General features: G+C 61.5%; 9 protein-coding genes and 1 pseudogene. 6 read left to right on the top strand and 4 right to left on the bottom strand.

Translation table 11 applies throughout. From position 1 onward, the window contains the following. The first annotated feature begins 332 nt into the window (after window positions 1–332). The 3 genes from ASE70_RS12655 (at window position 333) to ASE70_RS12645 (ending at window position 4,646) form a co-directional block, all read left to right on the top strand. Window positions 333–3,362: a PAS domain-containing protein gene (locus ASE70_RS12655; protein ID WP_082451012.1), complete on the top strand. Its 3,030-nt coding sequence runs from the start codon at window positions 333–335 to the stop codon at window positions 3,360–3,362. Window positions 3,363–3,473: 111 nt separating this feature from the next. Then, window positions 3,474–3,920: a GAF domain-containing protein gene (locus ASE70_RS12650; RefSeq protein WP_156356220.1), complete on the top strand. Its 447-nt coding sequence runs from the start codon at window positions 3,474–3,476 to the stop codon at window positions 3,918–3,920. Window positions 3,921–3,929: 9 nt separating this feature from the next. Then, the gene (locus ASE70_RS12645) at window positions 3,930–4,646 is read left to right on the top strand and encodes an IS6 family transposase (RefSeq protein ID WP_056505406.1); all 717 of its coding nucleotides are present in this window, start codon (window positions 3,930–3,932) and stop codon (window positions 4,644–4,646) included. Window positions 4,647–4,834: 188 nt separating this feature from the next. Here ASE70_RS12645 and ASE70_RS12640 read toward each other — a convergent pair whose 3' ends face one another. From ASE70_RS12640 to ASE70_RS12630, 4 genes are all read right to left on the bottom strand, one after another. Then, window positions 4,835–6,670, bottom strand: a complete 1,836-nt coding sequence (locus ASE70_RS12640) for a glycoside hydrolase family 43 protein (protein ID WP_200925640.1) — start codon at window positions 6,668–6,670, stop codon at window positions 4,835–4,837. A gap of 428 nt (window positions 6,671–7,098) precedes the next feature. Continuing rightward, window positions 7,099–7,716: a YdeI/OmpD-associated family protein gene (locus ASE70_RS20745; protein WP_235519880.1), complete on the bottom strand. Its 618-nt coding sequence runs from the start codon at window positions 7,714–7,716 to the stop codon at window positions 7,099–7,101. Window positions 7,717–7,942: 226 nt separating this feature from the next. Continuing rightward, window positions 7,943–8,206 (bottom strand): I78 family peptidase inhibitor, encoded by a 264-nt coding sequence (locus tag ASE70_RS21105; RefSeq protein WP_162235978.1) that lies wholly within the window; start codon window positions 8,204–8,206, stop codon window positions 7,943–7,945. A 115-nt stretch (window positions 8,207–8,321) separates the two neighbouring features. Further along, entirely contained in the window at window positions 8,322–10,802 is a 2,481-nt protein-coding gene (locus ASE70_RS12630; protein WP_162235977.1) for a S8 family serine peptidase, read from the bottom strand. Window positions 10,803–11,107: 305 nt separating this feature from the next. On the opposite strand from ASE70_RS12630, the gene ASE70_RS12625 reads away from it, so the two are divergent. The 3 genes and pseudogenes from ASE70_RS12625 to ASE70_RS21100 all read left to right on the top strand — a co-directional run. Further along, the gene (locus ASE70_RS12625; protein WP_056001616.1) at window positions 11,108–11,953 is read left to right on the top strand and encodes a TrmB family transcriptional regulator; all 846 of its coding nucleotides are present in this window, start codon (window positions 11,108–11,110) and stop codon (window positions 11,951–11,953) included. 305 nt (window positions 11,954–12,258) lie between these two features. Beyond that, a complete protein-coding gene (locus ASE70_RS12620) occupies window positions 12,259–13,215 on the top strand; it encodes a Gfo/Idh/MocA family protein (RefSeq protein ID WP_082449807.1) in 957 nt (318 codons plus the stop codon). Between the two features lie 99 nt (window positions 13,216–13,314). Next, window positions 13,315–13,437, top strand: a pseudogene (locus tag ASE70_RS21100) (IS6 family transposase); the annotation flags it as partial. Window positions 13,438–13,546 lie beyond the last annotated feature (109 nt).

Raw genomic sequence — 13,546 nt, 5'->3', positions numbered from 1 at the left:
CGCAACCCGCTACGATCGCTGCCCGACCGCCTTCTTCTCCGCCATCGCCCTCGCTGCCACCATCATCTTCTGGCTGTAATCAACGAGTCCTGAGCCTAGGTAAATCATCCGGATATCCCCAAACCGGCAGTCTCACCAACTCGCAGCAGTCCCGTTTCTCCGTGCCCAACCGACCGTTTCGGGAAAATGCAATCGGGAACAGGTTTCGGGAAAACGGCTCAACCTAAGCGCATCGGAGACCGAGCATGCCTTTGCTGTCCCGCTGTACCTTCGTTTTCGAGAAAGCTGGTCTGGGATGGTCGCCATCGTAAGCCAATGGTGTAAATTGAGGAGTGCCAGCATCCGTCTCCGATCTCGCGGCCTTCTTCGAGGCATCGCCTAACCCGTATCTCGTGCTCGACCGCGATCTGAACATCGCGGCTGCCAACCGAGCCTATCTCGCGTCCGTGAACCGCAAGCTTGCGGATATCGTCGGGCGATGGGCGTGGGATGCCTTTCCGACCGACGAGGAAACGCTGAAGCAGGCCGTGGACTCGTTTCATCGGGTACTGCGGACCCGTGCACCGGACACGATGGCGCTGCTGCGCTTCGACGTGCCGAGATCCAAAGAGGATGGTGGTGGGTTCGAGAAGCGGTTCTGGAGCATCTCGCACACCCCCGTCCTCGACGATGCCGGCGAGGTAGCGTTCGTGCTCCAGCATCCGATCGACGTCACCGCGCTGGAGACGCTGCGCGAGACGATCGACGTGGGTCGGAGTGAAGCTGATCTACTCCCGGAATACAGCGGTATCTTCGACCGGGCAGGCAGCGTGTATGCGGCCAACCAGGCGCTGACGGCAGAAGCAGAGCGCAACGCCTCTGCGCTGGCGACGCTTGCTCACGAGCGTGAGTCCCTTGGTCGCTTGTTCGATCAGGCACCGAGCTTCATGGCGCTGCTGGTCAGCCCGGCGCACCGCGTCGAGTTCGCCAATCCCGGTTACATGGCCCTGATCGGTTATCGTCCGATCATCGGCCGGACGTTCGCGGAAGCTCTGGGTGACGCCGTGGACCAGGGGTATCTCGACCTTCTTGACCAAGTCTATGCGTCAGGGGTGGCCTATAATGCGTCGGGTGCGCGCTATGATGTGCAGCCGACATTCGGTGGTCCGGTCGACGAGCGCTATGTCGACTTCGTGTTGCAACCCATCCGGGATCGGAACGGCGAGGTCAGCGGCATCTTCGTACAAGGTGTCGATGTCACGGAGCGCAGCCAGCAGGATCGTCGTCGTGACGCCCTGGAGCGGGTCACGACGATCATCGGTGATGAGCAAGATCCGGTCGACCTCGCCTGGCGCGTCAGCGAGATCGTCGCTGAGGTGCTGGGTGCAAGCCGGGTAGGCTATTCCGAGATTGAAGCGGACAGCGACATGCTGGTCACCCAGCGCGACTGGACCGCGGACGGTGTCGCCTCCCTTGCCGGCGGGCTGTCGCTACGCAGCTTCGGATCGTGGATCGACGACATGAAGCGCGGCAATCACGTGGCGATCACTGATGTACGGGACGACCTGCGGACGGCCGATGCAGCCGCACTCGAAGAGCGGCACGCGCGCTCCTTCGTCAACATCCCGGTTCTGGAACACGGGCAGTTGGTGGCGGTGTTCTTCGTCAACATGCCCTTCGTGCACGACTGGACGGATGCTGAGATCGCCTTCATCCGTGAAGCAGCCGAGCGCACCCGCACCGCAACCGAGCGACTGAATGTCGACGCCGCCCGGCGGCAAGCCGTCGACGAGCTTCAGTCACTGAACAGCACACTGGAACAGCGGATTGACGAGCGTTCGGCAGCCCTGCTGCTCTACCAGAACATCGTTCAGTCCGACATCGCGCCGATCTGTGCCTTCGACACCGACTATCGCCTGATCGCCTTCAACCAGGCGCACAGCGACGAGTTTTTCCGCATCTACGGCTACCGGGTGCAGATCGGCGACGTGTTCCCCGATCTCTTCCTGCCCGATCAGGCACCGATCATGCGCGGCTTCATGACCCGTGCCTTGGCTGGCGAAGTGTTCACGGTCACCGAAGAGTTCGGCGATCCCGACCTTGCCGTTCCCTATTGGGAGGTGTCCTACAACACGCTGCGGGCACAGGACGGCCGCATCATTGGCGCTTTCCACCACGCCGTCGACATCAGCGAACGGTTGCGCGCCCAGAACGAACTGACGGTAACACAGGAGGCGCTGCGGCAGGCGCAGAAGATGGAAGCGGTCGGCCAGCTCACCGGCGGACTGGCACACGACTTTAACAACCTGCTGACCGGCATGATGGGTAATCTGGAGTTGCTGCAACTCCGGATTGCTCGCGGCCGGCTCGACGACATCGATCGCTTCATCGTGGCGGCGCAAGGTGCCGGGCGGCGGGCGGCATCGCTGACCCAGCGCCTGCTCGCCTTCTCCCGTCGGCAGACGCTTGATCCCAAGCCCACCAATGTAAACCGTCTTATTGCGGGTATGGAGGAGCTGCTTCAGCGCACGGTCGGACCTGCCATCACGATCGAAGTGGTCGGTGCAGCAGGTCTGTGGGCCGCCAACATCGATGCAGGTCAGCTCGAAAACGCGCTACTCAACCTGTGCATCAACGCGCGCGACGCCATGCCGGATGGTGGAAGGCTGACGATCGAAACCGCCAACAAGTGGCTTGATCAGCGCGCCGCTCGCGAGCGCGACATCGAGCCAGGCCAGTATCTTTCGGTTTGCGTCACCGACACGGGCACCGGCATGTCGCCGGAGACGATCGTACGCGCGTTCGAGCCATTCTACACCACCAAGCCGCTCGGCGAAGGCACCGGCCTCGGTCTCTCGATGATTTATGGCTTCGCCCGGCAGTCGGGCGGTCAGGTGCGCATCTATTCCGAGGTCGGTGTCGGCACGACTATGTGCATCTACCTGCCGCGATATCTGGGCGACGAAGAGGTTCCGGAGAGCGAGGGAGTAATCGCCGCCAAAGCTGCGGCGAGTGGCGAGACCATTCTCGTCGTGGATGACGAAGCCACCATCCGACACCTAATCGACGAGGTGCTCGACGAGGCGGGCTACACCGTCATCGGTGCGGCCGATGGCGCGTCGGGTCTCAAGGTCCTCCAGTCCGGGGCCAGGATCGAGCTACTCATCACCGACGTCGGTTTGCCCAACGGCATGAATGGCCGGCAGGTTGCCGATGCAGCGCGGTCGCTCCGGCCGGGCCTGAAGGTGTTGTTCATTACTGGCTATGCGGAGAATGCCGCTGTTGGCAACGGTCACCTCGAACCCGGCATGGAACTGCTCACCAAGCCGTTCACGATGGAGGCGCTGTCGTCCAAGGTCGCCGACATGATGAAGCGTGGTTAAGCTGAACTTTGGCATCGAGGCCGGAGTGCTGCTAAAGGACCGAAATCGCCGGTAGTTGGGGGATGGCGGCGATCCCGATCACGCACCCCCAACGAATAGTGATCCCGATCCGTGACGACCGAACATCTCCAAACGAGCAATTCATCCGACCCGACTGAAGCCGATCGTATGGCGGCGCTACGCCGTCATGACATTCTCGATACGGCTGCCGATCAGCGGTTCGACCGTATCGTAGCGCTGGTGCAGAACATCTGCCGCGTGCCCATTGCACTCGTCAGCCTCGTTGATGCCGATCGTCAGTGGTTCAAGGCCAAGGGCGGGGTCGACGTCGATCAGACCGCGCTGGATACGTCAGTGTGTGCGCTGGCGATCCGGCAGCGTGACGTGTTCCAGATCGACGATCTCGCCGTCGATCCGCGCACAAAGGCGATGTCGCTGGTGACGGGCGAGCCACATATCCGGTTTTACGCGGGTGCGCCGCTGGTGACGCGCGCCGGACAAGCGCTCGGCAGGGCTCCGTCAAACCAAATGCACCTTCTGGTAAGCAGGGCAGGGTAGGGGGCTTACATGCCCCGTCCACGCAAGCCCGCCAGCCCGTTCCGCTACTTCAACTCATCGCCCGAGGTGATCCGGCTGGTGGTGCTGATGTACGTCCGGTTTCCGTTGAGCCTGAGGAACGTCGAGGACCTGCTGTTCGAGCGCGGGATCGACATTTGCCATGAGACGGTGCGGCTGTGGTGGAACCGCTTTGGTCCGCTGTTCGCCGGTGACATCCGCCGCCAGCGGGTAAGCCGGATGCGGGGCTTCCGCCACTGGCGCTGGCATCTGGACGAGATGTACGTGAAGCTGAACGGCGAGATGGTCTACCTGTGGCGGGCGGTGGATCACGAAGGTGAGGTGCTGGAGAGCTACGTCACCAAAACGCGGGACAAGGCAGCAGCACTCGCCTTCATGAAGAAGGCGCTCAGGCGTCATGGTTCACCAGAGGCGGTCACCACTGACGGGCTGCGCTCCTACGGTGCGGCGATGAACGAACTGGGCTGTCGCCAGAAGCAGGAGACCGGCCGCTGGGCCAACAACCGGGTGGAGAACAGCCACCTTCCGTTCCGACGAAGGGAACGGGCGATGCTGCGTTTCCGCCAGATGAAGACGCTGCAAAAGTTCGCGTCGGTTCACGCCAATGTCCACAACCACTTCAGTCTCGAACGCCACCTGATCGACCGCCAGACTTACAGGGAACGCCGCTCCGCCGCGCTGGCGGAGTGGCAGGCACTCGCCTGCTAGACTGCCATGCTCAAAGGCCTGACTGCGTCATGTGGCTGATCGGTCCCGAAGGCNGTCTCGAACGCCACCTGATCGACCGCCAGACTTACAGGGAACGCCGCTCCGCCGCGCTGGCGGAGTGGCAGGCACTCGCCTGCTAGACTGCCATGCTCAAAGGCCTGACTGCGTCATGTGGAGAGCGGTTCGCGTTAGACTGACAGCACCTGCCACTCGGTCCGAGCCAGATTGGCGACCGTCGTCCAGCGCTGCTGCGCGTTGCCGTCAGTCCATGATACGAGATAGCGACGCGCAGCGCTGTCCCAGATCGCGTGCGGCTGCGCAACGCCATCGGCGCTGCGCAGGTCGAGCGTGCCCAACTCCTCGAAGTCGCCCGCGCGCGCGATATCGCTGCGGAAGATCACAGTCGCCGTCTCGGCGGGATCGGGCTTGCCCGCCATATCGATTCGCGTCGCGATCACGCCGAGCGCACCGTCTGCGAAGTGGAACAGCGACGGATCGGCGACCCCGCGCAATGCGACCCGGTCGACGCCGGTATAATCGCCCTTCGCGAACAGCACGCCATAATCGTCGTTGAGCGGCGTCATGCGACCATCGGCGCCGGAGAGCGTGAGATGCACGCTGCGCGCCACGGTCGGCTGGTTCGCGTCATGCGCGCCGGTGGGCGTGCGCGCATAGGCTTCCAACTGCCGAGCGCCGCTGCTGAGCACGCGGACCGTGAAGCTTTTGGTGAGCGTCGTCCCGTCCGCACGCGTCAGTCTGCCCTCGAGCCGAACGACCCGCGCCGCCGCATCGCGGTTGGTGAGGACGTCGTCGCGCAACGCCTGCCCGTCGGCGCGCCATGTCGCGGCGAAGCCGACCGGCACCGGCAGCTGCGTCCCCGACGCCAGCACCGGAGGCACCACCCAGCGTGCCGTGACGTCGGCGCCCTCCGGCGTCGTGCTGCGCCAGTGCGCCTCGATCCGCTCGCGTTCGGCCGCGGTGATCGACAGGACGGTGCCGTGGCGCGGCGACGGCGGCAGGTGGAAGTCGCGCGGATAGGTCCAGGCGATCTTGCCGTCGAGCGCGTTGGTGGCGAGCGGAATATAGCCGGCCCCGCCGTAATCATCGACCCACAGGAAGTATTTGAACCCGCTTGTGTCGCCCGGATTGGCGACGAAGGCGGTAGGCCCCTCCACTTCGGGCGTGCCGGCGCGACGGCCGATGCAGCGATCGAGGATCTTCCATTGCCCCGAGGCGCCGTCAGTGCGCAGCGATGGCGAGACCTGCGCCAGGATGTCGCTCGATGCGCAGGCGCGCGCGTCGCTGATCTTGGTGAAGCGGTAATAAAGGCCGCGATCCTTCATCACGGTCGCGTCGATCATCCCCTTGGCCCTGACCGCGCCCGGCACGTCGGCGGCCTTGAACCATGGCGTCGGGGTGGTGAAGGTGCGGAAGTCGCGGGTTGTGGCGGTCAGGATCTGCGGTCCCTCGCCATCCTCCACCATATGTGCCGCGTCCTTGTAGAGCGTCGAGGTCCAATAGACGACATAGGCGCCGATTGTCGGGTCATAGGTCGCCTCGGGCGCCCACGTCATGCCGGCAGCAGGCAGGTTGACGCGAACGTGGCGCTGCTTGCCCCAATGGATCAGGTCGGTGGATTCCCAGATCTCGAGATACTGGCTGCCGTGGCGCGTCGCGTCGCCCCAGCCGGTGCGCGCTGCCGACAGATCGGTGGCGAGCAGGAAGAAACGGTCACCCTCCGCGGAGCGCATGATGAACGGGTCGCGCAGCCCGCGCGTGCCCTCATTCGATTGTAGCATCGGCCGGCCATCGTTGAGCGTCTTCCACTGCAGGGCATTGTTGCCGTCAGAAATCGCGAACCGCAGCTTCTCGCCGTCGATCGTGTTCTCGGTAAAATAGACGAAGAGATAGGCCGCGCCGGCAGGCGCAGGCGCAACGGGTTCGGCCGCCGACGTCGCGCCGCTCAGCGCGACCGCCGCGGCGAGCAGCAGCAGGGGGCGCGCGAACCCTGAGGTGAACTTCAACCATCGTCTCCCGATCGCCGGGCGGTCGATCCGCCGGGCCGTCATCGTCTCTAGGGCGTTGATTCCGTCAAGTCGAAGCTCCGGCCGACCGATCTTCGAAGCTCGCTCGCTCACCGAACCTCGTCGTCCCGGATCAAGCCCGGGACGATGAATAAAGGCTAGCCGGTCGTTTAGCTAGAACCGGAACCGTCCGCCCACTGAGCGGGCTCGCCTCCCAGCGCTTGCGTGGCTCTATGCACAGGCGGGTGCGGGACACTCCTATTCAGTGCGCTACCCAATTGCGCGAGAGGGAAGGGGCGGGCTGAACACCGAACGAGCGTGGTTGGTGAAGCCATCATAGCTAATCTGACGGCGACCAAGCCGTGATTAACGAGTGTCCGCTTTCGGGAACCGGCCGAGGACGTCTGGACGTCCGCTTCTGGGTCTTCTCAATGAAAGCGCTCTCCTCGACTGAGCTGCTCAAGGATTTTTTGCATTCTGCGCGCTCGCGTCTCCAGGTGTTTGGCCGTTTGGAGGCGGTGGTAGATCGGGTACAGGTTCTTGCGGTCAAGCGTTCGGAAGAACGCTTCGGCCTCAGGTAGGGTCGCTAGCGCGTCCAGAAAGTCCTGGGGTATGACCATGGTGGCCGAGCCTTCATATGCGGCATCCCACCGTCCATCGGTGCGCGCGGCCTCGACATGGGCGAGCCCGGCCGGGGTCATGAGCCCTTCAGCGATCAGGCGATCGGCGTGCTCCCGGTTCTTGGTTGACCAGCTCGATCCCGCCCGGCGCGGCGTCAGGCGCTGGAGGTATGAGCGCTCGTCGCCTGGACGCTTCAGGCCATCGATCCAGCCGAAGCGGATCGCTTCTATGACGCAGTCGTTCCACGTAACCGAGCGCTGTTGCGAACCCGCCTTGTAGATGCGCACCCAGAGTTCGCCACGGTCCGCGTGGTACTCGGCGAGCCAGTCAGCAAGATCGTTGGAGCTCTCGAACACGAGGGCATCGGCTTCAGGAACGTTCATCACCTGAAGGTAACCAAAGCCAATCCCGCTGAGAAGCGGCATGGCACCTCTCTCCTCATGTTGCAGTCAGATGACTGAATCAGGCGAGGGTCACATGAACAAGCGGCGGCTTTGGGGGAGTGGCCAGCTGGTGCCAAGTATTCAGAGATGGGTCGAACGCGATTCGATCACAGGCGGTATTGTAATTATTATTAATCTATTACGCACTATATGGACAGCAGGTTCGTCATTGCTGACGTCCAAACGCTGCGCCGTCGATCGGTCGGTTCTAACCACAGCGTGTCGACAGTACAGTGCCGTTTTGATCGATGATAATGGTCAGGCGGTTTGGCTGAAACTCCATCGTCACGCGGTCCGTAGACAGCAAGATGCGGACGAGATGTGGCGTATTCCGAGCTGCCAGTAACAATTTTTCTGGTACCGGCTTACCGGATTCGATCGAAGCCACTCCGCAATTGTCGGCGTGGCTCGTCGCATCATAGCCGAAAGGCCGCGCCGCAGGGCGCTGGTTTCTAGGGGGCGGGTCACCCATGGCAAGGCCTGCGCTCAGCAATCCAACCCAGAAAGGAAGCATTGTCATATTGTCCCATGTCAGCCAACCTTGTCACCGGTTGGCCGCGCCGGAAGGACCGGCGCGGCCAGTTCATTCATCCGTGCAGCGCCGCAATCGGATCGTTCAGAACATAGACGTAATAGCCGTTTTCCATGGCAGCGAACTTCAGGCCGTTTGCCGGATCGACGCCGTCAAGCTGCACCCGGTCACCGCGACTGGATCCGTCGAGGTTAAGCACACTGTCCGCACCGAAGGTGATGATGCCGTCACCATTCCCGTCGCGAAGCGCCCGGTTGACCAACAGTCGATCGCCCTTCCCAAAATCAGTGATGCGGTCGAACCCCGATGTCGCCTTGTTATCGAAGAAGAAGTCGTCATTGCCGACACCGCCGGTCAGCAGGTCGTTGCCCTTGCCGCCGTCCAGCCAGTCGTCGCCGGTGCCGCCGTCGAGCGTGTCGTTGCCGGCCAGACCGAACAGCTTGTCGTCGCCGCGCATGCCGTACAGCTTGTTGGCGATGCTGTTGCCGGTCAGCATGTCGTCACCGTCACCCGTAACGGCATTTTCGATAACCGTGCCGCGACCGATTGCGAACGCCTTCTGATTGCCGAAGCTCGCGCCGCCGCCATTGCCCGCCAGGTTCAGCGTCACGTCGCTTGATACAGCTGCGGCGTTGATCCAGTCGATGCCACCGTCACGGTCGAGCAGGGTGGTTCGGCCGCTCTCGCCCGCGACCGCCGCCATCGTGAAGAACTCGTTGGTGTAGCTGTAGACATCGTCGTTAGTCGGCTTCGAACCATACAGGTCCAGCTTTACGTCATTGATGGTGACGACACCGCTCAGGTTCGCCTCCAGTTCGACCTTCCAAGTGCCGGTCGCATCCGCACCACGGAAGTTGGCGAAGCCGAACGTGTAACTTTGCTGATCCGCTGAGCGCGGGCCGGTGCTCTGCAGTGTATCGACGAACGCCGAACTGCCGTCCGGAGCAGTCAGTTTGATGCGGTTGGCGCTGAAGTCGTTCTCGGTAAGGCCGGGTATGCCAAAGTCCGAAAAGTCGACGAGTGCAGTATAAGTGATCGTCATATCGACGTGCTCGAGATCGATATCTGCGTCGGTGATCGTGAACTCGAACGCCTGCGGCGTCCCGGCAAACTTGTTGAACGAGGTAGTGAAATCGAGCGTGCCGTCGCCAACGGCGGTGATGTCCGCATCGAACACCTTCGATGCGTAATGGACTTCGTTCGCCGAGGTCTCGGCAGCACCGAACAGTGACCAGACTTCGGCCATGCGCACCGCTGCATAGGCGTCGACTGCACCATAGCCGTAGTCGGTGCTGTAATGAAGGCCGCCGCCGTTCGACTGGTTGTTGCCGGGACCCGTGATGACGAAACTGCTTTCGTTCATTCGTGCCCGTCCAGTGCCGAACTGGTCCGTGTATTCAAGCGTGCGGGTGGCGTCGTCGAACGCGACCGGCAGTTTTGCTGAATAGGCAAGGATGTTCGACACATCACGCCAGCCCAGCGCGTCATTGGCGTCGAGCATCAGGGTCACGACGCCGGCAGCGATCGGCGAGGCGGCGGAGGTGCCACCGAACTGGTCGGTATAATCGATCTTGCCGCCTGGATCGTCTGTCAGGTTATACCCATCGCGACCCAGCAGGTCGGTGGCGACGATGCCGGTTCCACCAATAATCGCGAGGTCATTCGATGGAGCCGATACCAGTAGCGAAGCCCCGCGCGTGCTGTAGTTGGAAGCCAAGCCATCGACCTCGCGATAGGCGCCGACTGAAATCCAGTGACGGTCGGTATGGCTGCTGTCGCCTTGTCCGTCGATCGAGTTGTTGCCAGCGGCGTTGACCTGGACCGTACCGAGCCCACCGCGCCCCGTATCGGCAGCGAAGGTGATGGCGGCGACCAGGCGTGCCGCATCGGTGCCCTCGATACCACGCGAGAATTGCGAACCATACAGGCTGGCGGTGCTGCCCCAGCTATGGTTGACGACGTCGAACTTCGCGGTCTGGCGCATCGCTTCGAGGAATTTGGTCTGGTCGGAGGCGTTGATGAAGATGCCGGGATCGAGCTTGCCGCCCGAATAAGGGTCAAAGATGTTCACGCCGGTAATGCCGGCGTCATAGGCAACGCCGACGGTTCCCTTGCCATCACGGGCGGCAGCAATCAGTCCGGCGACCGACGTGCCATGTGGTCCCGAAAAGGGTACGTAATCGCCGTCAAACCGTTTGCCGTCGATAACTACCTCAAGGCTGGCATCGTAGTTCGGGGCAAGATCGGGATGATCGTACTGAACACCAGAATCATAGACGCCAACCTTGACGCCTTTTCCCGTAAAATCTTGCCAAATGGTGGCGATATCGCCCAGCTTGCCCAAGTGCCATTGCCTGGCAGCTTCCGGATCCGTCAGTCCTGGCGCGACGAATGCGGACGTTGCGGATGCGCCTGAAGAGGTCGCCATTGTCGCATAAACTGGATTCCCGGACGGGCTTGTATCCGTGACAGGGTCGAAGCTCCAGGTTGCGACTTTGGGCAAAGCGGTGCCGTCAGCGGGTTTCGTTTCGATCATCTTGCGTACTCCCATTTAATTACCGGGTCGTTCGAAAGGCTGGCCATTCGACCATTGCAGGAAGACAAGGAGAGACGTCCCGGCAATCGGATGATTGCCGGCTGAGACTGTGTCCCGCCGTCGAGCTTCTTGGTTAACGATCCCTATTAGTGACTGCTAGTTACACGCTGTCAAGCATTTTATACGGTCTTGTTTGGCATGGTTTGTACCCAATGGGCACTGGAACGATTGCCGGTCACCGGCACTCCGTCCCCTCTTGACCCAATCTGCTCTGCCCGGAATAGTCGGCGGCGTAACGGTAACGGATGGGCATTCTGCAGACGATGAATAAGGAAAGTTCGGTCGATCTTGCCCTCACATCGTTCGGCTTCACCGAACTGGAATCACGGCTTTACTGCGAATTGCTGCGCACAGGCTCGGCATCGGGATATCGGCTTGCCCAACGCGTTGGGAAGGCGGCGGCGAATGTGTATCAGTCGCTCAACAGTCTGACCCAGAAGGGCGCGGTCCTCGTCAGCGACGATCTTGAAGACACGCGCACCTACAGTCCGGTCTCACCGCAGCAGTTGATGAAGACGCTAAAGGATTCGTTCGAGGAACGCCACACCGATGCGTTGGCAAAGCTTAAAGCGGTATATACACCGCAAAACGACGAACGCGTCTATTCGGTGCAGGGCGTGCAACAGATATTCGAACGTGCCCGCACGATGCTGGCGTCGGCCAAGGAAATTGTGCTGATCGATTTCTTCCCCGAAATCTATGACCTGCTGCGCGAAGATGTTGAAGCGGTTCGCTCGCGGGGAGTAACCGTTGCCGGGATCGCGTATCGTCCTGGCGATGCCGGAGCCGATATGCCGCTCAACAAGGATGCTGCCGAACTTGTATCGTCTCGCTGGCCAGGACTAGGCCTGATCATCATCGCCGACGGCCGTCAGTATTTGGTCGCACAGTTGTCACGTGATATGACCAAGGTATTGAATGGTGTTTGGACCGACAGCGTATTTCTCAGTTGTGTATTCCATAGCGCCGTCGCCGCGGACATCCGACTGGTTGCTTTGCGTGCCGATGCATCCGACCCATTGCGGCATTTGTCATTGCAGGGTTCGACGCCACCCGGACTTAAATCGCTGCTTAACGAACAAGATCACTGACAGGCGCGTCGTCGCGGCTGATGCTATCCCCAACAGCGCCAGGCGGGTGCCCCAAAGTCAGTATCCCGGAGTAGCTGTTCCGAAATCGCTACATAGGCGGACCTTGCGCAACAGTTCTGTAAGCGGAAGACAATTTCCGACTTGCCGGGTCGGTCACATTAACGGACGCCCCATGTTGGGAAACGCTTGGTCGGGGCTGAACGTCCGGAACTGGGTCGCCCTGATGACTGGTTAGAGGGAACGCAAAGGCTCGAAGACCCTTACCTGATGTGAACGGTGATCGTAGCTGACCGGAAGATATAGACATGCGCATACTCGTGATCGGGCTGGGCGACATTGCCCGCAAGGCGTATCTGCCGGTGCTGTCGCGACGCGGCGATCTCGATATCCATCTCACGACCAGGAACGAAGTCGTTCTCGACGAGGTCGGTCGCGAGTTCCGCATCGTCAATCGACACGTCAGTGTGGCCGACGCGCTTTCCGCGACGTCGTTCGATGCCGCATTCGTCCACGCGGCTACGCCGGCACATGGCGAACTTGTCAGGCTTCTGATCGACCGGAGTATTCCAACCTTCGTCGACAAACCGCTCGCGGATACTCTCCCCGAAACGGAAGCGCTCGTTACTCTGGCTGTGGCGCGGGCCACGCCGCTCGTTCTCGGCTTCAATCGACGATTCGCACCGGACTATGTCGCCTTGCGCACCGTCGGTGCGAACCTCATCGTCATGGAAAAGCATCGCCACCGGCAACCGGACTTGCCTCGACGCGTCGTTTTCGACGACTTCATTCATGTCGTCGATACGCTGCTTTCGCTTGCCCCTGCGCCAATTTGCCGACGCACCATCGAAACCCATGTAGTGGACGATATGCTACATAGCATCACGCTCACGCTGGCAGGCAACGGGTTCACCGCAATCGGCATGATGCATCGTAACAGCGGGCTCGACGAGGAGCGTCTCGACGTGATTGGCGATGGGGCACGGCACAGCGTGTGGAATCTTGCCGAGCGTGTCGAAGCGCAGGGTACGCAAAGCGTGCAAAGGCGGGCAGATTGGATCTCGGTCGGACGGCAACGCGGCTTCGAGGCGATGTGCGACGACTTCCTGATCGCGGTTCGTGAGCGCAGGCTGGTCGATACGGCCGCCATCTTGGCGACGCATGCGATTTGCGAGGCTGTTGTCCACCATGCGGAGACATGCATTCGTGGAGAAATCGCTGTTGGCGCAGACTGCAGAAACGGTGGCAAACAGCAATTTATCTGAATGAATATCGGGAGTTGGGAAGCGGCCAACGGAACGCGAACGTTGGCTGCGTCAAACCAAATGCACCTTCCGGTAAGCAGGGCGGGGTAGGGGGCTCCGATGCCCCGTCCGCGAAAGCCAGCCAGCCCGTTCCGCTACTCCAACTCATCGCCAGAAGTGATCCGGCTGGTGGTGCTGATGTACGTACGTTTCCCGCTGTCGTTGCGAAATGTGGAGGACCTGGACTTGCCCTGGAAAAGTGGAGAGTTCTCCTTAAGGTGAAAGGCGAACTCGATGACGAAGCAGCGACGGTTCACGAAGGAATTTGAAAACGAAGCGGTACGGCTGGCGG

The organism is Sphingomonas sp. Leaf22, assembly GCF_001421715.1.
GTDB lineage: Bacteria > Pseudomonadota > Alphaproteobacteria > Sphingomonadales > Sphingomonadaceae > Sphingomonas.
The sequence above is the reverse complement of the archived record's forward strand: the minus strand, read 5'-3'. Positions and strand labels throughout refer to the sequence as shown.

Coding starts and splice junctions, on each gene's coding strand:
- ASE70_RS21105 (WP_162235978.1), bottom strand. CDS start 8,206: ATGGGTGACCCGCCCCCTAGAAACCAGCGCCCTGCGGCGCGGCCTTTC.
- ASE70_RS20745 (WP_235519880.1), bottom strand. CDS start 7,716: ATGCCGCTTCTCAGCGGGATTGGCTTTGGTTACCTTCAGGTGATGAAC.
- ASE70_RS12625 (WP_056001616.1), top strand. CDS start 11,108: ATGGGCATTCTGCAGACGATGAATAAGGAAAGTTCGGTCGATCTTGCC.
- ASE70_RS12645 (WP_056505406.1), top strand. CDS start 3,930: ATGCCCCGTCCACGCAAGCCCGCCAGCCCGTTCCGCTACTTCAACTCA.
- ASE70_RS12630 (WP_162235977.1), bottom strand. CDS start 10,802: ATGATCGAAACGAAACCCGCTGACGGCACCGCTTTGCCCAAAGTCGCA.
- ASE70_RS12620 (WP_082449807.1), top strand. CDS start 12,259: ATGCGCATACTCGTGATCGGGCTGGGCGACATTGCCCGCAAGGCGTAT.